This is a genomic window from Acidithiobacillus ferrooxidans ATCC 23270, from assembly GCF_000021485.1.
In the GTDB taxonomy this organism is placed as follows: Bacteria; Pseudomonadota; Gammaproteobacteria; order Acidithiobacillales; family Acidithiobacillaceae; genus Acidithiobacillus; species Acidithiobacillus ferrooxidans.
Window position 1 is genome coordinate 2,888,900 of sequence record NC_011761.1, and the last position, 20,688, is coordinate 2,909,587.

The following is a 20,688-nucleotide window of genomic DNA, read 5'->3' on the forward strand; positions in this document are numbered from 1 at the left end:
TACTCTCCTAGTACGTCGAGCCGGACTTGAACTGCTTAACCGCCGCGTCGAGTTGCTTCTTGAGGTCGTCCGTCAGATCCTTCTTCTCTTCGATTCCGGCCATCAACTCTTTGTTGTTACTGTTCAAATAAGCGAGCAGCGCCTTCTCGAAGGGCCGTACATTGGCCACTTCGACATCGTCCAGCGCACCACTGCTGGCCGCAAAAAGCGCCGCGCCCTGCTCCGCCACCGACATCGGAGAGAACTGATCCTGCTTCAGCAATTCCGTGACCCGCTTGCCGCGTTCAATCTGCTTGCGGGTAATTTCGTCCAGGTCGGATGCAAACTGCGCAAAGGCCGCCAGCTCACGATACTGAGCCAGATCCAGACGAATACCGCCGCCCAGCTTCTTGATGATCTTGGTCTGCGCCGCGCCACCCACCCGCGATACCGACAGGCCGGCGTTGATGGCGGGACGGATACCGGCGTTGAAAAGATCGGTTTCCAGATAGATCTGGCCGTCAGTGATGGAGATCACGTTGGTGGGCACGAAGGCCGACACGTCACCCGCCTGGGTTTCGATGATGGGCAGGGCGGTCAACGAACCGGTCTTGCCCTTCACTTCGCCCTTGGTAAACTTCTCGACGAAATCCGCATTGACACGGGCGGCGCGCTCCAGCAGACGGGAATGCAGATAAAACACATCCCCCGGATACGCTTCACGGCCCGGCGGACGGCGCAACAGCAGGGAAATCTGGCGATAGGCCCAGGCCTGCTTGGTAAGATCATCATAAACGATGAGCGCATTCATACCGCGGTCGCGGAAATATTCCCCCATGGTGCAGCCGGCATAGGGCGCCAGATACTGCATGGCGGCGGATTCGGAGGCGTTGGCGGCGATCACCGTGGTGTACTCCATGGCGCCGTATTCTTCGAGCTTGCGCACCACGCCGGCAACGGTGGAAGCCTTCTGGCCGATGGCAACATAGATGCACTGCACATCCTTGCCTTTCTGATTGAGGATGGCATCGACCGCGACGGCCGTCTTGCCGGTCTGACGGTCGCCGATGATGAGTTCGCGCTGACCGCGACCAATCGGCACCATGGCGTCGATGGACTTGATGCCGGTCTGCATGGGCTCGTCGACACTCTGCCGGTCGATTACGCCAGGGGCGATTTTTTCAAGGACGTCGAACTCCTCGGCGTCAATGGCACCCTTGCCATCGACAGGCTGGCCCAGGGCATTGACGACACGACCGAGAAGCGCCTTGCCAATGGGCACCTGCATGACTCTGCCGGTGCATTTGACGACGTCGCCCTCCTGGAGACCGGAGAACTCGCCGAGCACGACCGCGCCGACATTGTCCTGCTCCAGATTCATGGCCAGCCCGAAGCGGCCGCCGGGGAGTTCCAGCATCTCACCGTACATTACGTCTTCCAGACCGTGAATACGGAGAATACCGTCACTCAAGCTGATGATGGTGCCCTGCGAGCGCGTTTCGACACGGCCTTCAAAGCCGGCGATCCGTGCGCGGATCAGTTCACTGATTTCCGATGGATTCAGTTGTTGCATACCATTTCCTCAAGACTTAGCTGCGAAGGGTTCGGGCAAGCTGCTGCACTTGTCCACGCACGGAAGCATCTATGGTGAGATCACCCGTATGAATAACTAGGCCACCGATCAGCGCGGCATCGACCGCTTCCCGGAATGCCACCTTGTGGCCGGCAAAGCGGCGCTCGAGCGCGGACTGCACAGCCGTCTTCTGCCCGGCGTCCAGGGCGATGGCGCTGGTGACCAGGACATCGACAACGCCTTCTGCACGGCGCATGGCGTCCGCGAAAAGTGTGCCGATCTCGGCCGTAGCGGGCCAGCGATCGTTGTGGATCAACAGCGCCAGGAATGCCTTCCACGCCTTGACGTCCACCGCCACAGGAACCGCACTCAACAAGGACACCTTTTCGGCGTCAGCACGCTCCGGATCGGTGAGAAAGGCCTGCGCCTGAACATCGGCGATCATGGCGGCAAGCGCCTGCAGTGCATCCGCCCAGGCCTGTTCCTGGCCGCTCTCTTTCGCCAGCCCATAAAGCGCCTCTGCGTAGGGGCGCGCCACGGTGATCAGATCCGCCATGGGAGGCTCCTCACAATTGGCCGACCATACGGTCGATGATGTCGCGGTGGGTCTGATCGTCGATTTCGCGATGCAGAATGCGCTGGGTGCCATTCACTACGAGTTCCACCACCTGCCCACGCAGCACTTCGCGCGCCCGGTTGGTTTCGACGTCGATTTCGGCACGCGCGCTGGCGATGATCCGATCGGCTTCCTCGCGCGCCTTACCCTGCGCCTCCTCACGCAACTCCACACCACGACGCTCGGCGTTGGCGATGATTTCTGCCGCCTTGTCCTTGGCTTCGCGGAGCAGCTCCGTCGCACGCTTCTGCGCCAGGGCCATTTCTTCCTTGCCGCGTTCCGCTGCCGCCAGGCCATCGGCGATTTTGGCGCGGCGGTCATCCATGACCTTACGCAAAGGACCATACATATACTTGTACAGCAAGGCCACCAAGATGACGAATGTGACCAACTGTACGATCAGCGTTCCATTGATACCTACTGGATTCATGACTACCTCACTTGCAAGTGGGCCGGCTCAGCCGGTCCAGCATCAGCCCAGGAACGGGTTGGCGAAGAGGAACCAGAAACCGAAGGCCAGAATAATGAAGGGGAAAGATTCCATCAGACCGGCAAAGATGAAAGTATTCACCAGCAACTGTGGGCGCATTTCCGGCTGACGGGTGATACCTTCAATAGTCTTGGAGGTGATCAGACCCCAACCGATGGCGGAACCCAGACCGGCGGCGCCGAAAATGATACCTACGGCAATGGCAGTAGCAGCAACAATGATGGTATGTGCGTCCATGGTAACTCCTTACAAGTGTCGCAAAGTGGAATAATAAACTCTTAGTGATCCTGCATGTTCGCCATGCCGAGATAAACCACCGTCAGCACGGTGAAAATAAATGCTTGCAGGATGATGATCAAACTCTCAAACAGCGACCAGACTTCGCCCATGACCAGCCCGCCCCACCAGGGCAGCATGGCGAGCAGCAGGAAGACCAGTTCGCCGGCAAACATGTTGCCGAAAAGTCGCAGACCCAGGCTCAACGGTTTGGTGATCTCTTCGATCAGCGACATGATGATATTTATCGGCGCCAGGAAGATGCCGAAAGGATGGGTCAGGTAGGTCTTGAAATAGGAGAATCCCTTGACGCGCAGATTGGTGGCGATCATCAACAGAAACACGGCGACGGCGACACCCAGCGTCGTATTCAGGTTGACCGTGGGGGTAATGCGGAACTCCGCGATCCCGAACCAATGCGCAACCATCCCCGGCAGGTACGCGGGGATGAGATCCATGCTGTTCATCAACAGAATCCAGAGAAACACCGTCATGGCGACCGGGGCAATCAGCGGATCCTTGACCGGGAAGCTGCCTTGCACCAGATCGTCGATGAAATCCACCACTCCCTCCAGCCAGTTCTGCATCCCGCTGGGGGCGCTGGCCTGCAAACGGGAGCCCACCACCATGGCGGTAATCACCAGTATGGCGGCCAGGACCCAACCCATGACGATGGTGTCGAGGTTAAAGGTCCAGAAGCCTTCGCCGATGGACCAGTTTACGAGGTGATGGGCGATATCGCCTGATGCCACGCTTAACTCCTTTGCCTGGAACGTTCCCGCACCAGAAATGCCAAAAATACGAAATGGGTCAGCAAGAATCCGGCGACCAGCCCGATGACCGGCAGGCGCAGCCAGAATATTGCAAAAATCAGTCCGAGGATGGTGATCGTCCAGCGCTGCAACACCGCTCCACCCAAGCGCTGTGCAGCGCGTTGCGCAGAGGCGGGGAGCGCGATCAGGCGACCACCCAAAATAAGCATGTTGACTACACTCAAAAATGCCGCAAAAAGCACTGCGTAGGCTTCTTCACGCCCCCAGCCCCAAGCCGCCACCGCGGCCATCAGCAGGGCCAACGTCAGTACAGTGGCGGTCACCCGTCCCACATACGACGAAAAATTGACCATCGCGGTTTGTTTTTTTGACGCCTTCAACAGACAATTCTTGAATACGCGCTGAGTCTAAACACGCCGATGCAGCCCGTCAAGCGCCGAATATCCGCTTTCGTCATCATCCAGAGACACGCCCAGATACTGAAAAAGTGCCGCCTCCTGTTCCGGATTCTCCCAGCGGATCCGCAATTCACCGCCCCGCCCCTGCGCACGCAGATCGACGGGCAGCCCCAGGCGCGCGGCGATCCGGGCGGAAAGCGCGGCAACATTGGCGTCGGGCTCCGCCTTAGGCGCCTTGATCCGGCCTTCGGCCTGGACCAGTCGCTCGGTGGCCCGCACACTCAGGGCCTCACGCACCACCCTTTCCGCAATCTGCACCTGGCGCCCGTCCGGCAGGGTCAGCAGGGCACGGGCGTGACCAGCGCTGAGCGCGCCGTTTTCGACATGGGGATGGAGGTCCGGACAGAGGCGCAGCAGGCGCAACTGGTTACTGATGGCAGCGCGGGAACGGCCGAGGGATTCGGCCAGCGCTTCGTGGCTGAGGCCGAACTCGTCGAGCAGGCGTTGCAGGGCCTGCGCTTCTTCCAGCGGATTCAGGGCCTGACGCTGGATGTTCTCGATGATGCCGATGGCAAGAGCCTGTTCATCACTGCACTCACGGACCACGGCGGGGATGTGGCTGAGACCCGCCAATTGCGCCGCGCGCCAGCGGCGCTCGCCGGCGACGATCTCATAGCGGCCGCCACCGATGGCGCGAATGACGATAGGCTGCACCACCCCCTGACTGCGGATGGATGCGGTCAGTTCTTCCAGGGACTCGGCACTGATCAAGCCGCGCGGCTGATAACGCCCGCGCTGCAGTACGTCAAGGGGAACCTCGCGCATGGCCGCGCCCGCACCGCCTTCACTGGCGAAAAGGGCGTCCAGACCCCGGCCCAGGCCGACCCTCTTCATTTCATCCACTCGCGGCGCAGAAATTCGGTGGCAACGCCCTGATAAGCCCGCGAACCGGCGCAGGCAGGATCATAGACCAGGGCGGCACGGCCAAAGCTGGGGGCCTCGGCGAGGCGGATATTGCGCGGGACGACAGCTTGGTACAGCTTGTCGGGAAAATGCCGCTCCAGCTCCAGGGCCACTTCGGAAGCCAGCCGGTTGCGGTTATCGAACATGGTCCGCAGCAGACCATGCACTTCCAGACGGGGATTCAACTGGGCGCGGACCCGGCGCACCGTGCCAAGCAACTGGGTCAGCCCCTCCAGTGCGTAGTATTCACACTGCATGGGGATCAGGACACTATCGGCGGCGACCAACGCATTTATGGTGAGCATATTGAGGGCAGGCGGGCAGTCGATCAGGGCGTAGTCGAAACCCGCGACCGGTGCGAGGGCATCCTGCAGACGCCGCTCACGATCGGGCCGGCCATAAAGCTCCACCTCCGCACCCGCAAGATCGGGGCTGGATGGTGCGAGGGAAAGGCCCTCCGGAAACGCATTCAACAACACCGCGCTCAGGGGTAATTCGCCAAGGAGGGCGTGGTAAATCGTCGCCGTGGCGCTGCCGCCGAGACCCAGACCAGTGGTCGCATTGGCCTGGGGATCGAGGTCGATGAGGAGGACGCGCTTGCCGTTCTGGGCGAGTCCGGCGGCCAGATTGACGGCGGTGGTGGTCTTACCCACCCCCCCCTTTTGATTGGCGATAGCGACGGTGCGCATGGCGACTGGGCGGATTTCCATCTTCGACGATAACTTGGCGTAGGATACCCCGTAGCGGTGCGGGGGGCTAGGGCGTGGCGACCGGGATGCGCCAGGAAAGCAGAAAACGCGGTGGCAGGCCGGGAACGGCGAGGTCCCGACGGGTGATGTGGAGGGATGCCGCACGGGGCCAGTCGGTCAACTCCTCCCCGACACCCGGACCTTTCTGGGCAAGCACCCAGGTGTGCGGGCCCTGGAGGTGCCTGGTCATGGCGTCGAGACGAGCGAGGGGCGCGGTGGCACGGCTGATGATGACGTCTGGCAGGAGATCGGGGTGATAATCTTCGCTGCCCTGCGGGGCAACCTGCACGTTGGTCAACCCAAGATCTGCGATGGCGTAGCGGAGGAAAGCGACCCGTTTGGCCGCCGGTTCCACCAGGGTGAACGCTTGTGCTGGGCAGCAGATAGCAAGGGGGATGCCGGGCAATCCGGCGCCGCTACCGATATCCACCACCGCACCCTCCGGCAAATAGGGGAGCACCGCCAGGCTGTCCAGCAGATGGCGGGGCACCATCTCCAGGGGATCCCGCACCGCCGTCAGGTTGTGGGTGGCATTCCAGCGCTGCAGGAGGGCGACGTAGTGGATCAGCAGGTCACGCTGCTCAGCACCGACCGTGCGGTCGAGGCCGAGAGCCACCAGTCCGGCATTCAGACGGGCATGCAGCGCTTGCGAGGACAGCTCCGGCTTGGTCATCGAATCAGCCCGCCTGCCGCAGACCGCGACGTTTCACATGAATCAGAAGCAGGGAGACGGCGGCCGGGGTCACACCAGGGATACGGCTGGCCAAACCGATGGTCTGCGGTCGCTGACGGGCGAGGCGCTGCATCACTTCGGTAGAGAGGCCCCGCACCGCTGCGTAGTCCATGTCGGCAGGGATATCCGTTCCCTCCCAGCGCGCGGCGCGAGTGATCTCGTCGTGCTGGCGGGCGACATAGCCGGCATATTTGCACTCGATCTCCAGTTGTTCGCAGGCCTGCGCATCGCTGCACGGAACGAGATCGAGCACCTGGAGCAGGCTGGCGTAATCCCAGTCGGGGCGGCGGAGGAGTTCGAGAGCAGTGACATCGCGGGAAAGGGGCTGATCCGTCTTCGCCGCAATACGCCCGGCGATGGCGCTGCCGGGATGGATGCGCAAGCCCTCGAGACGGTTGCGCTCCGCCTGCACCGCGTCCTGCTTGGCACTGAAGGCCGTCCAGCGCTGGTCATCTACCAGCCCCAATGCCCGGCCATGGGGCGTCAGACGCAGGTCGGCATTGTCCTCCCGCAGTTGCAGGCGATATTCGGCGCGGCTGGTGAACATGCGGTAGGGTTCGTCGAGTCCGCGGGTGACAAGATCATCCACCATCACCCCTAGATAGGCTTCGTGGCGACCGGGCGTCCACGCCGCGAGTTCGCGCGCGCGGCGGGCGGCGTTGAGACCGGCGAGCAGTCCCTGGGCCGCAGCCTCCTCGTAGCCGGTGGTGCCGTTGATCTGGCCGGCACAGAACAGACCCGGCAAGCGTCGGCTTTCCAGACTGGGGTGGAGCTCGCGGGGATCGAGGTAGTCGTACTCGATGGCGTAACCGGGGCGCAGCAATACGGCGTTTTCCAGACCGCGCATGCTGCGCACCAGTTCGATCTGGACACCGAAGGGCAGGCTGGTGGAGATACCGTTGGGGTAGACTTCGTGGGTATCGAGGCCTTCTGGTTCCAGAAAAACCTGATGCGACGCCTTATCGGCAAAGCGCACGACCTTGTCCTCGATGGAGGGACAGTAACGCGGCCCTACCGACTGGATATGACCGCCGTACATGGCCGACTGGTGCAGGTTCGTCTGAATGATTTCGTGGGTGCGGGCGTTGGTGTGGGTGATGTGGCAGGCCAGTTGTGGCACACCGATACGCCGGGTCATAAAGGAAAAAGCGGGCGGTGGCGCATCGCCGGGTTGGGCCTCCAGCACCCCATAGTCGATGCTGCGGCCGTCGATGCGCGGCGGGGTACCGGTTTTCAGCCGCGCCACCGGGAAGGCCATCTCCCGCAGGCGCTGGGCCAGAGCGTTGGATGGCGGGTCGCCGGCGCGGCCGGCGGGGTAATTCTGATCCCCCATGTGCACCCGGCCACCCAAAAAGGTGCCTGTGGTCAGAACGACCTGTGCGGCACGCAGCACCAGGCCGGTTTCCAGAATGACGCCACCCAGCCGGTCGCCTTCCATGAGCAGATCGCCGACCATGCCCTGGAATAGTTGCAGGGCGGGTATGTCTTCGAGCAAACGGCGTACGGCACGTTTGTACAGACTGCGATCGGCCTGGGCGCGGGTCGCGCGCACCGCCGGACCTTTGCTGGCGTTGAGGGTGCGGAACTGGATGCCCGCCTGATCGATGGCGAGAGCCATGATGCCGCCGAGCGCATCGACTTCTTTGACCAGATGACCTTTGCCGATGCCACCGATGGCCGGGTTGCAGGACATCTGGCCGATGGTATCGAGATTCTGGGTAAGCAGAAGCGTGCGCACGCCGAGACGGGCGGCTGCGGCAGCCGCTTCCGTCCCGGCGTGACCGCCGCCGACTACGATAACGTCAAATGAGTTTTGCATGGCGGGATTATCTGCGTTTCACCGGGGTTTTGGCAATTTTTTCAGGATAAAACGGGCAGCCAGCGGACCCGTGACAGGCTTGCCATCCATGCCCAGTTGGGTGAGCTGGTTTTCACTGACACGGTAGAGAGTCGGCCCACCGCCCATGCCTTCCAGCCGAATGGTGTTGCCGTCGACCCAGGAGAATTGGTTTCCCCGACGAAAAATCTGGTCACCGCGACCCACATACTGAGTAGTGATCTCCATGGTGAGGTTTTTGTTAAGCGTAATGGTCTCGCGCACACCGGGACAGTCCGCACAGGGCAACACCCCGGCGTAGGTGCCCGCCCAATCCAGCACCCTCTGGCTGATATGGGCGGTGTCCGGTTTGGGCACTCCCATGCTGGTTAGCGCTGGGGGTTGGGTGGTACAACCGCCCAGAAGGATGGCAGCGGAGAGAAACGCGGGGTGCGGCCTCAGCACCGCCATACCCCTGCCGCCCGATCCACATCCTCCTGCAATTCCAGCAAAGTCAGTGCCGGAAATGCCCCTGCCAGCTCCCCCGGCTTGAGACGGTACTCCGGATTTTGCGGCCCGCGCCCGGCGTATGCCCCCGCCCAAGTCTCGTAAAACAGCAGACCGCCCGGCCGCGCCGCCGCCGCCAGGGCCGGAAACAATGGCCGATGCAGAAAATGCGCGACGACGATCACATCGAAAGATTCCGGCTCCGGAGGGTGAGTGACCACGTCCCGGCATTCCACCCATAGGGGTAGGCCATCCGCCCGCTGCCGCAGCCCGGCCACCGCACTCTCCGCATAATCCCATGCCCAGGTCTTCAGCCCGCGTCGCGCCAGAAACAGCGCATTCCCGCCCCGGCCGCAGGCGAGGTCCAGCGCCCGACCGCTGGCAGGCAGCCAATCCGCATGCGCCGCCAGAAAAGGCAGCGGTTCCGGTGCCAGTGTCTCTGTCTGCGCGTAGCATGCGTGCCAGCGCGCCCGCTTCTCGTCCTCTGCCATCATGCCCGCTCAGTGCTCATACCGGATGCGCGGCAGCAGTTCGCTCAGATTGCAGGGGGCGTGCCGGATGTCCAGTTGCGGGATGATGATGGCCTCCATGCCGAGGCGAACGCCGCCGGTGGAACCAGGGAGGAGAAAGACGATGGTGCCATCACAGATGGCGGCTTCGGCACGGGATTGGATGGTGCTGGTGCCGATCTCCTGAAAGGAGAGCATGCGGAAGAGTTCGCCAAAACCGGGGATGGGCTTGCTGATGAGAGGGGCGAGGGCCTCGGGAGTGACGTCGCGACCAGTGACGCCGGTGCCACCGGTGGCGATGATCACGTCGATGGCGGGGTCGGCGATCCAGTCGCGCATTTGCGCGCGCAGGGTTTCGGCATCATCGGCGATGATCTGACGGGCGGCGATCTGGTGTCCGGCGTGGCTGGCGAGTTCGGCAACTTTGTCGCCGGATTTGTCGGTTTCCGGCTTGCGGCTGTCGGAAACCGTGAGGATGGCGATGGCGAGAGGTAAAAAGGCTTTGCCTTCGGGTGATTGCTGCGCGCTGCTCACGGCGGTATTCCCTTTACAGGATGACGGAAAGTCCAGTATAAGAGGCTCCGTCCTACGGTCCAAGGGGCACGACGTGCGGCGCTCCTCATGGGCGCTGATTTTCCGGACGTCGGCACCGAAAAAGTCCGCTTCTGACCAGGAGAGCGTCATGGATGTGTCCCTGCCAGCAGATCCGTACCATCCCCCCGCATCGAGCTCCGCGCTGGTGAACGGGGGCGGCTGGCAGCATCTCACGGCGCCGCGTCCGACGGACTGGGAACGGGCGGGGCAACTGGCGGATGACTGGGACTTTGCCCAGGATATCCTCGATCCCGATGAACGCTCCTGGCTGCGCCGCGATGGCGGGCACGTCTTCATCACCTTGCAGTTCCCGGTGAAAGGGGGTGACGCGGATGCGGATAGCTGGGAGCAACGGCCCCTGGGCATCATCCTGCAAGGGCCCCGGATTACCACGGTGCTGGCGCGGGAACTTGCGCCGCTGTCGCCTTTTTTCGGTCAAATGGAACATCTTTCCAGTCCACCGGAAAGTGTCGAAATTCTCGCCGCCATCCTCAAGATTCTGGCGCAAAGTTATGAAGACGCACTGCACCAGCTCAATGCCGCCATCCACGATAACGAGCAGCAACTGGACTGGACCCAGAGCAACGGCGACTTTTTTACCCTGCTGGAGATCAGCAAGAGCCTGACCCGCTTCGAGGTCGCGCTGGTCGGCAATATTGCAACGGCGTTCAAGATTTCCCGTCTGCCGGAAATCCGCGACGACCTGCCCGCCGCCCGCCAGATCGATACTGCCCTGCTGGAACTGCAGGTAGCCCATGAACGGGCGCGGGTTTATGCCGGGACCGGCACCTCCATGATGGATGCCTACGCAGGTATGGTACAGAACAATATCAACCATGGTCTGAAGGTGGTGACGGTGCTGGCCATGATCTTTTACGTGCCCAGCCTGCTCGCCACCCTCTACGGGGTGAATACGACCCTGCCTTTTCAGAATACCCACTGGATATTCTGGGTGATACTGGGTCTGGGAACGAGCGTGTCTGCCGGGCTGGCACTGATTTTCAGGCGGAAGGGCTGGATATGAACAGACTGACGGGCGCACGGAGGGGTCGGTATGCTGCACTGGTTTGACGAAAAAACGGATGCTCCGTTGGAAGTCACGGCGGATTTTCACTGGCCGCCGACCGCAACCTGGATTCAGGTAGTGACCCCCACGACCGCGGAGCTGGATTTTGTCGCGAAGCACTTGCAGGTGCCCGACTACCTCTTTCAGGACGTGTCCGATGAGGACGAGCGCCCGCGCCTGGAGCGGGAAGGAGATATTGCGCTGATCATTCTCAAGGTGCCCGCTCCCATGCAGGCCGACGCCGAGTTGCGCTTCCGGACACTGCCCGTGGGACTCTGGTTGCTGCCCCACCAGATGGTGACGGCGAGCGCCCAGCCCCTGGCGCTTTGGGATGAATTGCGCGGACAACGCCAGCGGGGCAAGGCACTGCACGTACGGGGGCTGCTGGCGGAGATTTTTCAGGCCATCGCCAGGGACTATCTGCGCGCCTTGCGCCTCATCAACGCCGAAATCGCCGCCACCGAAAAAATACTGCGCGACTCCCAGAATAACAACGAGTTTTTTCGGCTCCTCGCCCTTAACAAAAGCCTCATCCTTTTTTCTTCGGCACTCAAAGGCGACATCTCGGTGGCCCAGCAAACCCTGCGGCTGCCGCTGCTGAAACAGGACGAGGGCGATCTGGAAGATATCGCCGATGCCCTGATCGATCTGCAGCAGGCGCGGGACATGACCGAAATTTACGCCTCCACCATTACCAATATGATGGATGCCTATGTCGGCGTGCTGCAGAACAACATCAGCAACACCCTGAAAATCATCACAGCCTGGACCGTGGTCGTGGCCGCACCCGCGACGGTGGCGAGCATTTACGGAATGAACGTGCCCCTGCCCCTGCAGCACTGGGCCTATGCGTGGCCCGTGCTCATGGGGGGAGGATTTGTGGTATCCGGCATGCTGTTCATGATTTTCCGCAAGAAAGACTGGATCTGAGCGCGCCATGGGCTGCCAGTTTTACGACAAGGCCGCAGGCGCCTGGACAGCCGCCGAGCACTATACGGCGGATGGCCTGTTTCTGCTGACACCGGAGGCTGTTTATCGCTGCCCGCAACTGGAAGCGGTGCTGCAGCACTGCTCGGAACAACGTCTTTACTGCCAAAACACCGAGATCACCCTACGCCTGCCCGTGGCGTCGCTGGAGCAGGACGCACGGTTTGGCACGGTGGCACGGATGGCGCACCTGACCCTGCATCATACTCCCCGGAGTCTTGCCATTCTGGGTGAAGAAGCGTTGATCCCTGCACTGCAGCGGGACTGGCTCGGGGACTTGCGGCATAGCGCCATGGACGAACTGCTGCAGCGCGTGCTGCTGAGCAGCATCTATAGTCACGAGCGGGTGGCGCGGGTGCTGGTGGAACGCCTGCAGGTGCTGCGCATGGCGCTCAAAACCGCCATGGGTAACGTGGAACTACGCCAGATTGTGGTTCTGAATCGCGACCTTGGTGAACTGGTCATTGCCCTGCGGGAAACTGGCCTTATTCTGCGCGATGCGCTGCGCGCCACCGCCGGCGAGTCACCGGTCTACCCCCTGCTGGACGCGGCGTTACGTGAACAACGCCGGATAGAGGATGGCGTAAATCTGATTCACCAGCGCTATCTGGCCGTGACGAACGCCTATAACGGCATCATCCAGAACAATGCCCATACCGTGATGAAGGTCATGACCGTATGGCTGGCCCTGCTCATGATGCCCATCGCTTTCATTATGCCCTGGCACATGATGACGCCTTTGCCCTTGGAGCACTGGCATTATCTCTGGTTCGGACTGCTCGCCTATGTCTTTGGCGTGACCTGGTTGTTCGCGCGCTGGGCCGGTAAGCACGGCTTTTTTTCCATGTGAGGGGAGGATAGCTCCATGATGCGCATCATCCGCGATTCCCTGCTGTCCGGGAACGCCAACCGGCGGAGCTGGATGGCTTTGACCGATCCCTCCACCAGCGAACTGACGCAGGCGGCAGCGACTCTGGACATCCCCGAGAGCTTTCTGCGCAAACGCCTGGAGGGCGAAGCATCCCGCCCCCTGATCAAGGAAGAGCGGCTGATTTCTCTGCAATTCCAGGTACCCATGCCGGAAGCGGGCGCGGCGGGACAATTTACCCTGGTGCCCCTGAGCCTGTATTTCGTACCCGGTTATTTCGTCACCCTGGCCGAGCGCGAGATTCCCTTCCTGAACCGGCTGATCGATCCGCGGAAGCCGCGCAAGCGCTGGGAACTGGTCCTGCGCATCATTGCCGAAGTCACACGCAATTACCTACCCACCGCGCGCTCGGTAACCCGGGAAATGACCGTAGTGGAGCGGGACCTGCGCCAGGCCCAGCGCCATGATGTGGTGTACCGCGGACTGGATATCAACGACCGTCTGCTGGCGTTGGATCTGGGACTACTGCAACTCGAATACGTGGTCAGTGAAATCGCGCATTTTCTCCCCGCCGGAGACACGTTCCTGATGGAACTCCACGAAGACACCAGGGTTGAGCTGTCCCAAGTGCGGGACCAGGTGGACAGTGATCAGGCGACCCTCAGCGAACTGCTGGAATCTTATGCCTATGTGGTGCACAACAATGTCAATCACCTGTTCAAATTCATGGCGGCATTGATCATTCTCGCAACGATTCCGCTCTTCATTCCCGGAGCGGTCGCCATGAACGTGCCCCTAGGACCTTTGCCGCACTGGCGTTACGGCTTTGCGGCGGTGACCGGCGGGCTGGTGCTGGTGGAGATGCTGACGGCCGGGGTGTTTTACCGCATGGGGTGGCTAAAGCTGGATTAAGGCACACAGGGTTCATCCCGTTAACATACGCGCCCAACGACTGGCTCAAACGGCCCTGCCATGACCGACCCCATCCTGGGTTAAAGCGTTTCCTGTCTGACCGCCCATTGCTCCAGTTCCGCCGCCAGCGCCAGATAGCGCTGGGCGTCACGCAGCCCGGTGATGAAACGACGGGGAATTCCCTCCAGACCTACCTGGGCACCCACGAGCGCGCCCGTCAACATCGCGCGGGACATGTTTTGTCCACCCCCGTTGATGGCGTGCAGTACGGCTGATTCATAATCTTCCCGGAAACGACTGGCCAGGTAGTAAGCCGCCGGCAGTTGGTGGTAAATGGCGCAGGGCATGCCGTAAACCAGGCTCACCTTCCAGGCGGGCTCAATGACGATGTCGGGATCCGCGGCGGCCAGCGCGGCGTATCCGGCCGTGAGCAGGGCGTCGGGCGACGTGAACTGACCGACCTGCATCCTTTCGCCACCCTGCGGCGGTGGCTGCAAGTGGCCTTGGGTAACCATGTGGAATGGCAGGGCTCCGCTGCGCACCTGCGCCATGAGCGTGGCGCCAATCTGCGGCGTCAACGAAACGCCAGAAACCAACTGGGCCAGAACGGCGTTGAAGGCGACGCTCATGGCGACAATGGCCGGATCATGCTGGGTCAGGATGATGTTGCTACACACGGCCTCCGCCATTTTTTTCGGCTGCAGGGCATAAAGAGCAGCGATGGCAACGGCGCGTTCGGCACCCTCCGTCGTGTCCGCATCCCCGGCGCATTCTCCCCATGGGCGATGCTCTGGCACGCGCTTACGCCAGGCCTCCCGAATGGATTGGTTGGTGTAGCCCCCCGGTCCCTGCATGGGCGTGCCATCCAACTGCGGGAACAGTTCCGTATCCAGCCGACGGGTGAAATCGTCCTCCTCATAACCCGCGCAGTGCACCAACGACTCCATCAGCATGACCAGCAGCAGTCCGGTTTGCGAGATGTCGCCGGCACGCAGGCCACCGTGATAACGGTCGGGGCGCGGCGTGAGATAGTCGGTAATCCAGGGGCCACATTCCCGCCGCAGTTCGGCAAGGTCGTAGTACCAATGACACCCCAAAGCCAGTGCATCACCAATCAGGGCGCCCATCACGGCACCCGCTACGCGTTGCATGCTTCACCTCCTCCCGCCCATACCACCCTGGGCACCCCGTGTTCCGGGAAACTGGCCGATGGAACCGCCACACTGAAAGTATCAAACCAGTTAAATCCGCCCTGCACCCGTTATTTGAGTGCAGGACAGGTTTTGTATCTTTCCGTCCCATTATAGCAGCCCACGACAGGGTGGACCGTCTCCAGGCCGCCACAGGAGTTCTATGCTTTCGTATTGGTCCATGCCGCGCCCTCTCCGGGATTGGTCAGAGAATTCCAATCCATAGCCGGGTTAGGCCATGCCACCTCTTTCCAGGGCTGCCTGGTAGTAGTTACCTGATAGTACCTACTTTACAAGATATACTAACCGTCTTTACTCTTGGGCAATATTGGCCAACACGAGGAGACCATCATGAGCAAAATGCTGGCGCCATATCACAGCCTTTCGAGGCATATCGAAACCATGGCCGGGGCCATCGCCGATGGCGCACGGGATGACTCTGGCGCGACGCGGAGCGGGAAAATGCGTAATTTTCTCGACCGTACCGGCAATCTCTGGCAGGAAGGTAAACTGGTCGGCAAGATTGGCGGCGTTTTTGCCAGCACGGCCACGCAGCATGGTGGTCAGGAAACCACCATCACTTCTTCCCACACTTTCCTATTCCATCAGGGGATGACCGTGGTTGGTGTCCCCTACATCTGCCAGGAACTGATGAACATGGGCGAAATCAGCGGAGGTACACCCTATGGTGCCACGACACTATCCAAAGGAGATGGCAGCCGTCCGCCCGGTGCCAACGAGCTGGCCATCGCCCGTTTTCAGGGGTGGCAAGTGGCCGAAATTACCCAAAAGCTGGGAGTATAACCCATGGAGAACATCGGTTTGCCATCGGAATCCGTCCGTCGCTCGAGGACGATTGAGCGTATCGTGGCGGGACAGGCCACCTCTGACGGCGCGGGCGTTCAATTAACCCGGGTTTTAAACCAATCCTTGCAGCACCGGCTGGATCCCTTTCTGATGCTCGACGCTTTCGGTAGCGACGATCCAGGTGACTACATTGCCGGGTTTCCCGATCATCCGCACCGCGGCTTCGAGACCATCACGTATATGATATCGGGCAAAATGCGTCATCGTGACAGTGCGGGACACGAAGGGTTGCTCGAAAGCGGAGGCGTGCAATGGATGACCGCAGGGCGAGGCGTGATTCACTCGGAAATTCCGGAACAGGAAAAAGGCGTCATGGAGGGATTTCAGCTCTGGCTCAACCTGCCGAGCCAGGACAAGATGGCACCGCCGTGGTATCGCGATTTCTCTGCCGCAGATTTACCGCGCTTTGTGACTCAGGAAGGAGTCGTCGTCACGGTAATTGCCGGAGAGAGTCATGGAGTCACTGGCGCGGTAACGCGGGAGAGCACAAATCCACTCTATCTGGACCTGCAATTGCCGGAAGGCGCACATTTCAAACAGCAACTGCCGGCTGATTACAACGCCTTTCTTTATGCATATCGCGGAACCCTGGAAATCGTCGGCACACCTGTGTCTGTCCAGCGCATGGCCATACTCGAGAATGGCCCGGAAACCGACGGTGTGGACATCAAGGCGCTTACGAGTGCACGCTTACTGCTGATTGCGGGCCAGCCGTTGCATGAGCCAATTGTCCAGTATGGACCATTTGTCATGAATACTCGGGAGGAAATATACCAGGCTTTTGAGGATATGAAGGAAGGCCGGTTAGTCTAATGCGTATTAGATTCACGCTTTGGTAATCCCAAATTTGTCTAGTTAGAGATGCCGCCAATGGCATTGCCCTACTTCATACTTCACAGTACCGTAAACCTTTCGTCACTTGAGGGGAATCGAGAAATGGGCATGATCCTGAACAACCCGACAGACATTTCCATGTTGCAGGCGCAATTTGCGCGGGACAGGCAGGCGGCGGAGGCAGCATGAGGCGCACGCATATGCTGTGGCTGCTTTTGGGGTTGCCGGGCCTGGCTGTGGCGAAGGTGCCGACGCTGGCCCTCACCAGCGTCCATTTCCAGGTGATGACACATTATCGGGCGCCCAGGACGGTATTGCATGCCGACCTGCAGGCGGAGGCATCGGGGAGAAGCCCGGCGAAGTTGGCCGCCATGGTCAATCAGGACGTGTCCTGGGCAAAAGCCCGGCTGCAATCGGTGCCTGGGATTACCTGGCGTAGCGCCGGGTACCAGACGCAGGCGACAGGCCAGACCGATGCACCCTGGCTGGTACGGGAAGATCTGGCCGTGCAAAGCCCGGATCCGGCGGTGTTGCTCCCCTTGCTGGGCACGCTGCAATCCCGGTTACACTTGGTCGGGATGCAGTATGCAGCACCTTCCGTCGCTATACACAAGGCGCTGAGAACGGCCGAGCTGCGGGGACTGCGCCGGTACCGGAAACAAGCACAGCAGAATTGCACGGCGCTGGGCTACCATGGCGCGCGTCTGGGGCAGGTATTCATCAATACGAATGTCGTCCCATTGGCGCGGCCGATGCCAGTCATGGCGTTAGCCGCCAAGGTCGTCCCTGGGCCCGTAGTCGGCCGGGGCGGGACGGAAAGGGGCAGGGTAGTGGTTGAAGGAAATGCTTATTGCGAGAGGTGAGGTATGGAACAGCTGCCGTTCGACTCTGGAAATTCACCAGGGTCATCCACGGATTCTGTCCGATCTGGGTCTTGCTCTGGGTGATGAGGAAGAGCCTGACGTTGTAGCCCGCGAAGAACGCGGTGGCATCCTGGAAGATGTCCATTTTCCCCAGACTCGGGGACTCGTCCATCAGCATAGAGCACGTGACAGATCACACTGGTCAGCAGGGGCAAAGCCCGTTTTTTTGGTGGTGATCACTGAGGCTCTTTCCGTTCTGGTCCACGATCATCATGGCGATGTTCATGACATCCCTGACTTCCCATTCGGTCCCCACGCGCACCTCTTCCAGAGGATTGAAGTGGCAGCATATGAACCTCTGTGCCCATGCGGCCACTATAGGCCTCGACAAGTGACTTTCAACCCGGCAAATGCGCGAATCGCCTCATCCTGAGGCAGGAAGTGGGCGCCACAGGTCATATCCCGACCAAAGAGTTAGGACCAGATCATGCGTCATTTGCAGATCCAAGCCAAAGAATAATGAAAACCACTCATCACTGATCGGCGTCTTGCTACAACAGATCAACCAATCGCCAAAAATGCCATAATAATCCTCCTCATTCACCCCATTCTGGCGGGATTTTTATGAGAAAAGTTGAAAATGTCACGAGAATGTCATTCCAATTTCATCATACTGTCACAGTGTTACGTTATTCTTGTCGATAAGGCAGTTAGCCACAGATACAGCATCGCGCAAGGAGATAACAGTTATGATAGATTTCCATCATCGCCCACTGCTCTTGGCCCTGGCCAGCGTTGGAATGATTGCCCTGATGCCCCAGGCCTATGCGCAAGGAGACAACGGGGAAACCGCTATTCAGGTCGGCCAAGTATCCCAAAAGGCAAAGGCTATCGCCAATAAGAAGAACGTCCCCTTAAAGGCTACCTACTCGGAGCACGTCATTAGTGCCAAAGCGGTGCGGCGCGCCTCGCCGATGCAGAATGCCCAAACGATTCTCGCCACGAAGCCGTCGATAAACGCATACAGTACCGGTCCCAACGGCGTGCGCAGCACCATCACCTTCCGCGCCTTCAACAGTGGGCAGTTCTCCGAGACCTTCGACGGCATCCCTCTCAATGACATGTTCAACGGCGGAGCCACGAATCAGGCATCGAATCGCAACGCCATTCCCCTGACCCTCAACGATATTTCCGGCATCAACATCTACAACGGGATCAACAATCCTTCGGTCAACTCGTACAACTCCCTAGGCGGCACCATCAATTATCAGCCGCGCAAACCGAGCAAGACCATGGGCGGGTCGGTAGGCGCAGGTTACGGCAGTTTCGGCACCTTTCAGTGGAATGCCTCATTCAACACCGGGTCCATCGACGGCTTCCGTTCTCTGTTCGCGTACAATCGGCAGACCAGCAACGGCTGGCTGCAAAATTCCGGCAACCAGAACACCAACTACTACTACGCCGGGATCCTGCCCTACGACCACGGTATGTCCCGAATGTCGGCGTATGTGATCGTCAACCGCAACGTGGGTTATACCCCGCATAGCGTGCCGCAGGCCCTGATTTCGCAATATGGTTACAGCTACCAATGGCCGTTGAATTATTCCACCACCTCGAATACCGATACCGAACTAACGGCCATCCTGGGCGATAAGAGCGTCATCAACCGCCATGTGATCCTGGGCGCAAAGGTATACGTGCAAAACAACAACTACCATCGCACCTCCTATGCGAACCCGGCTTTCGATCAAAGTGCCACTCAGCCTTACTACCTCCCCAACCAGAGTACCGGCTATCCCTTCTGGCTCTCCTATCCAGTTCCTCCCACCTATGATCCCAGCGCCATCTTCGGGTCGACCCACTATGGCACCAATTATCACCTGTACGAAGACATCTCCAACGGCCTTGGTTTTTCCCCCAAGGCCCAGTTCCTCCTGCCGCACAATCGGGTAACTCTCGGCGGCAATGTTTCCTACGGGATGCTCCACAGTGCGGAATACTGGTACGGGTCTTATGCCATGCCGAAGGTGTCTCAGTTCAACAGTGCCTGGGATGAACATGACACTCGCCTGCTCTCATCGGTCTATATCCAGGACAACATCAGCCTGCTGGGCGGCAAGGTGCATATCACCCCGGGCATAAAGTATCTGTATGCTTATACGACAAGCTCCGATAACATCGGCTTCTATTACCCGATCGGCGGGACCGTAGCGAACAGTCAGGCATTTACCTCTCCGACCATTGGCATCAGCTATGTCCCCCTTCATGGCCTGAGTTTCTACGGCTCTTGGGGCCGAAACATCAAGTTCCCGAATATTGGCGCCTATTACGGCAACATTGCCGAACAGAACAATGCCGGTCAATACGTTGTGGTACCCGTAACCGTGCAGCCGGAATATGTCACGGATTATGAACTCGGGATGCGTTACCGTCATCGGGGATTCGTGGGCAGTCTCAACGCCTATCGGGAACAGTTTCAGAATACCTTCCTCACGAACACCAATGCTTCCGGAGTGAGCAATACTTATAACGGCGGCAGTTCGCGGTACGAAGGGGCGGAATTGGCCCTGGAGCAGCGTCTCGGTCACTTCCTACTGGGCCATTGGACGGCCTTTGCGAACTACTCCTATAACCAAGCGGTATTTACCTCTTCCTTCAACTCTAGCTATGCCGGCAACGTTCTGGCCGGACAGCCCTTGGCGAATGTTCCGAAAAATATGTTCAATGTGGGCCTGGACTGGGGATACCATCATTTGCACGCGCATATCGATGGAAAATACATTTCCAGTCAGTATATCAACCAGCAATTTGCCGGCACCCCGACCAGCCAGACCATACCGCCCTATTTCCTGCTGAACCTGGGTGTAGAGGACACGATACCGGTCCACGCCGATTATGTGAAAAATGTGAAGTTGGCGCTGAATATCGACAACCTGCTGAATCGCCGGTATTTTCCTAAGGGTTCCAGCAATACCGATTATTATGGCAATACCTACCTATCCGTCCTGGAAGGCATGCCGCGCTTCGTGTTCGGCAGCGTGACGGTGAAGTTTTAGCATGGGAGTGGTAATAATATGAACGCGGTTGATGTGGCGGTGCATCTTTCCGCCCACTCTCGATAAATG

23 protein-coding genes are annotated in these 20,688 nt (G+C 59.9%); 8 read left to right on the top strand and 15 right to left on the bottom strand.

The annotated features are described in order from the left end of the window. Positions 1-7: 7 nt before the first annotated feature. The 13 genes from atpA to moaB are packed head-to-tail and all read right to left on the bottom strand — an operon-like array spanning position 8 to position 10,066. Positions 8-1,552 carry a F0F1 ATP synthase subunit alpha gene (gene atpA, locus AFE_RS14690; RefSeq protein ID WP_012537657.1) on the bottom strand — a complete coding sequence of 515 codons (1,545 nt, stop codon included), beginning with the start codon at positions 1,550-1,552 and terminating at the stop codon, positions 8-10. 16 nt (positions 1,553-1,568) lie between these two features. Next, entirely contained in the window at positions 1,569-2,108 is a 540-nt protein-coding gene (locus AFE_RS14695; protein WP_009561112.1) for a F0F1 ATP synthase subunit delta, read from the bottom strand. 10 nt (positions 2,109-2,118) lie between these two features. Next, positions 2,119-2,598: a F0F1 ATP synthase subunit B gene (gene atpF / locus AFE_RS14700; protein ID WP_009561113.1), complete on the bottom strand. Its 480-nt coding sequence runs from the start codon at positions 2,596-2,598 to the stop codon at positions 2,119-2,121. 42 nt (positions 2,599-2,640) lie between these two features. Then, a complete protein-coding gene (gene atpE, locus AFE_RS14705) occupies positions 2,641-2,895 on the bottom strand; it encodes a F0F1 ATP synthase subunit C (protein ID WP_009561114.1) in 255 nt (84 codons plus the stop codon). A gap of 41 nt (positions 2,896-2,936) precedes the next feature. Then, complete coding sequence (gene atpB, locus AFE_RS14710; protein WP_012537658.1) at positions 2,937-3,686, bottom strand: F0F1 ATP synthase subunit A; 750 nt, start codon at positions 3,684-3,686, stop codon at positions 2,937-2,939. Positions 3,687-3,688: 2 nt separating this feature from the next. Continuing rightward, positions 3,689-4,087 carry a hypothetical protein gene (locus AFE_RS14715; protein WP_226833822.1) on the bottom strand — a complete coding sequence of 133 codons (399 nt, stop codon included), beginning with the start codon at positions 4,085-4,087 and terminating at the stop codon, positions 3,689-3,691. 27 nt (positions 4,088-4,114) lie between these two features. Next, on the bottom strand, positions 4,115-4,999 hold the full coding sequence (locus tag AFE_RS14720; protein ID WP_009566150.1) for a ParB/RepB/Spo0J family partition protein: 885 nt from the start codon (positions 4,997-4,999) through the stop codon (positions 4,115-4,117). Beyond that, entirely contained in the window at positions 4,996-5,778 is a 783-nt protein-coding gene (locus AFE_RS14725; protein WP_012537660.1) for a ParA family protein, read from the bottom strand. Before AFE_RS14725 ends, AFE_RS14720 begins: the two co-directional genes overlap by 4 nt. A 46-nt stretch (positions 5,779-5,824) precedes the next feature. Further along, positions 5,825-6,490 carry a 16S rRNA (guanine(527)-N(7))-methyltransferase RsmG gene (gene rsmG / locus AFE_RS14730; protein WP_012537661.1) on the bottom strand — a complete coding sequence of 222 codons (666 nt, stop codon included), beginning with the start codon at positions 6,488-6,490 and terminating at the stop codon, positions 5,825-5,827. Positions 6,491-6,494: 4 nt separating this feature from the next. After that, positions 6,495-8,369 carry a tRNA uridine-5-carboxymethylaminomethyl(34) synthesis enzyme MnmG gene (mnmG, locus tag AFE_RS14735; RefSeq protein ID WP_012537662.1) on the bottom strand — a complete coding sequence of 625 codons (1,875 nt, stop codon included), beginning with the start codon at positions 8,367-8,369 and terminating at the stop codon, positions 6,495-6,497. Between the two features lie 18 nt (positions 8,370-8,387). Further along, positions 8,388-8,837: a copper resistance protein NlpE gene (locus AFE_RS14740; protein WP_012537663.1), complete on the bottom strand. Its 450-nt coding sequence runs from the start codon at positions 8,835-8,837 to the stop codon at positions 8,388-8,390. Continuing rightward, the gene (locus AFE_RS14745) at positions 8,825-9,367 is read right to left on the bottom strand and encodes a class I SAM-dependent methyltransferase (protein WP_009560969.1); all 543 of its coding nucleotides are present in this window, start codon (positions 9,365-9,367) and stop codon (positions 8,825-8,827) included. The genes AFE_RS14740 and AFE_RS14745 overlap by 13 nt, the downstream gene beginning before the upstream one ends. 6 nt (positions 9,368-9,373) lie before the next feature. After that, the gene (gene moaB, locus AFE_RS14750) at positions 9,374-10,066 is read right to left on the bottom strand and encodes a molybdenum cofactor biosynthesis protein B (protein WP_428947137.1); all 693 of its coding nucleotides are present in this window, start codon (positions 10,064-10,066) and stop codon (positions 9,374-9,376) included. On the opposite strand from moaB, the gene AFE_RS14755 reads away from it, so the two are divergent. From AFE_RS14755 to AFE_RS14770, 4 genes are read left to right on the top strand one after another with little or no spacing between them, the layout of a single operon-like run. After that, complete coding sequence (locus AFE_RS14755) at positions 10,065-11,000, top strand: magnesium transporter CorA family protein (protein ID WP_009560967.1); 936 nt, start codon at positions 10,065-10,067, stop codon at positions 10,998-11,000. The genes moaB and AFE_RS14755 overlap by 2 nt on opposite strands. A 30-nt stretch (positions 11,001-11,030) precedes the next feature. Beyond that, positions 11,031-11,972 carry a magnesium transporter CorA family protein gene (locus AFE_RS14760; RefSeq protein ID WP_009560966.1) on the top strand — a complete coding sequence of 314 codons (942 nt, stop codon included), beginning with the start codon at positions 11,031-11,033 and terminating at the stop codon, positions 11,970-11,972. A 7-nt stretch (positions 11,973-11,979) separates the two neighbouring features. Continuing rightward, the gene (locus AFE_RS14765; protein WP_012537665.1) at positions 11,980-12,879 is read left to right on the top strand and encodes a CorA family divalent cation transporter; all 900 of its coding nucleotides are present in this window, start codon (positions 11,980-11,982) and stop codon (positions 12,877-12,879) included. A 15-nt stretch (positions 12,880-12,894) separates the two neighbouring features. Next, a complete protein-coding gene (locus AFE_RS14770) occupies positions 12,895-13,809 on the top strand; it encodes a CorA family divalent cation transporter (RefSeq protein WP_009566393.1) in 915 nt (304 codons plus the stop codon). 80 nt (positions 13,810-13,889) lie between these two features. Here AFE_RS14770 and AFE_RS14775 read toward each other — a convergent pair whose 3' ends face one another. Continuing rightward, the gene (locus AFE_RS14775; RefSeq protein WP_012537666.1) at positions 13,890-14,960 is read right to left on the bottom strand and encodes an ADP-ribosylglycohydrolase family protein; all 1,071 of its coding nucleotides are present in this window, start codon (positions 14,958-14,960) and stop codon (positions 13,890-13,892) included. Positions 14,961-15,350: 390 nt separating this feature from the next. On the opposite strand from AFE_RS14775, the gene wrbA reads away from it, so the two are divergent. The 3 genes from wrbA (at position 15,351) to AFE_RS14790 (ending at position 17,563) form a co-directional block, all read left to right on the top strand. After that, positions 15,351-15,803, top strand: coding sequence for an NAD(P)H:quinone oxidoreductase (gene wrbA, locus AFE_RS14780; protein WP_009560955.1), 453 nt, complete (start codon positions 15,351-15,353; stop codon positions 15,801-15,803). A gap of 3 nt (positions 15,804-15,806) precedes the next feature. Then, complete coding sequence (locus tag AFE_RS14785) at positions 15,807-16,679, top strand: pirin family protein (protein WP_009560954.1); 873 nt, start codon at positions 15,807-15,809, stop codon at positions 16,677-16,679. A 206-nt stretch (positions 16,680-16,885) separates the two neighbouring features. After that, entirely contained in the window at positions 16,886-17,563 is a 678-nt protein-coding gene (locus tag AFE_RS14790; protein WP_012537667.1) for an SIMPL domain-containing protein, read from the top strand. Here AFE_RS14790 and AFE_RS17160 read toward each other — a convergent pair. Continuing rightward, complete coding sequence (locus tag AFE_RS17160; RefSeq protein WP_080513205.1) at positions 17,460-17,741, bottom strand: type IV secretory system conjugative DNA transfer family protein; 282 nt, start codon at positions 17,739-17,741, stop codon at positions 17,460-17,462. The genes AFE_RS14790 and AFE_RS17160 overlap by 104 nt on opposite strands. Before the next feature lie 571 nt (positions 17,742-18,312). Between AFE_RS17160 and AFE_RS14795 the strand changes: the two genes are divergently transcribed. Further along, entirely contained in the window at positions 18,313-20,619 is a 2,307-nt protein-coding gene (locus AFE_RS14795) for a TonB-dependent receptor domain-containing protein (protein ID WP_009568470.1), read from the top strand. The last annotated feature ends 69 nt before the right edge of the window (positions 20,620-20,688 follow it).

Bases quoted from the DNA above. Each gene is read 5' to 3' on its own strand.
- AFE_RS14745 (WP_009560969.1), bottom strand. From the start codon at position 9,367: ATGATGGCAGAGGACGAGAAGCGGGCGCGCTGGCACGCATGCTACGCG.
- AFE_RS14755 (WP_009560967.1), top strand. From the start codon at position 10,065: ATGGATGTGTCCCTGCCAGCAGATCCGTACCATCCCCCCGCATCGAGC.
- rsmG (WP_012537661.1), bottom strand. From the start codon at position 6,490: ATGACCAAGCCGGAGCTGTCCTCGCAAGCGCTGCATGCCCGTCTGAAT.
- AFE_RS14790 (WP_012537667.1), top strand. From the start codon at position 16,886: ATGAGGCGCACGCATATGCTGTGGCTGCTTTTGGGGTTGCCGGGCCTG.
- AFE_RS14785 (WP_009560954.1), top strand. From the start codon at position 15,807: ATGGAGAACATCGGTTTGCCATCGGAATCCGTCCGTCGCTCGAGGACG.
- AFE_RS14695 (WP_009561112.1), bottom strand. From the start codon at position 2,108: ATGGCGGATCTGATCACCGTGGCGCGCCCCTACGCAGAGGCGCTTTAT.
- AFE_RS17160 (WP_080513205.1), bottom strand. From the start codon at position 17,741: ATGCTGATGGACGAGTCCCCGAGTCTGGGGAAAATGGACATCTTCCAG.
- AFE_RS14740 (WP_012537663.1), bottom strand. From the start codon at position 8,837: ATGGCGGTGCTGAGGCCGCACCCCGCGTTTCTCTCCGCTGCCATCCTT.
- moaB (WP_428947137.1), bottom strand. From the start codon at position 10,066: ATGACGCTCTCCTGGTCAGAAGCGGACTTTTTCGGTGCCGACGTCCGG.
- AFE_RS14720 (WP_009566150.1), bottom strand. From the start codon at position 4,999: ATGAAGAGGGTCGGCCTGGGCCGGGGTCTGGACGCCCTTTTCGCCAGT.
- AFE_RS14725 (WP_012537660.1), bottom strand. From the start codon at position 5,778: ATGGAAATCCGCCCAGTCGCCATGCGCACCGTCGCTATCGCCAATCAA.
- AFE_RS14760 (WP_009560966.1), top strand. From the start codon at position 11,031: ATGCTGCACTGGTTTGACGAAAAAACGGATGCTCCGTTGGAAGTCACG.
- atpE (WP_009561114.1), bottom strand. From the start codon at position 2,895: ATGGACGCACATACCATCATTGTTGCTGCTACTGCCATTGCCGTAGGT.
- AFE_RS14765 (WP_012537665.1), top strand. From the start codon at position 11,980: ATGGGCTGCCAGTTTTACGACAAGGCCGCAGGCGCCTGGACAGCCGCC.
- AFE_RS14795 (WP_009568470.1), top strand. From the start codon at position 18,313: ATGATAGATTTCCATCATCGCCCACTGCTCTTGGCCCTGGCCAGCGTT.
- wrbA (WP_009560955.1), top strand. From the start codon at position 15,351: ATGAGCAAAATGCTGGCGCCATATCACAGCCTTTCGAGGCATATCGAA.
- mnmG (WP_012537662.1), bottom strand. From the start codon at position 8,369: ATGCAAAACTCATTTGACGTTATCGTAGTCGGCGGCGGTCACGCCGGG.
- atpA (WP_012537657.1), bottom strand. From the start codon at position 1,552: ATGCAACAACTGAATCCATCGGAAATCAGTGAACTGATCCGCGCACGG.
- AFE_RS14770 (WP_009566393.1), top strand. From the start codon at position 12,895: ATGATGCGCATCATCCGCGATTCCCTGCTGTCCGGGAACGCCAACCGG.
- atpF (WP_009561113.1), bottom strand. From the start codon at position 2,598: ATGAATCCAGTAGGTATCAATGGAACGCTGATCGTACAGTTGGTCACA.
- AFE_RS14775 (WP_012537666.1), bottom strand. From the start codon at position 14,960: ATGCAACGCGTAGCGGGTGCCGTGATGGGCGCCCTGATTGGTGATGCA.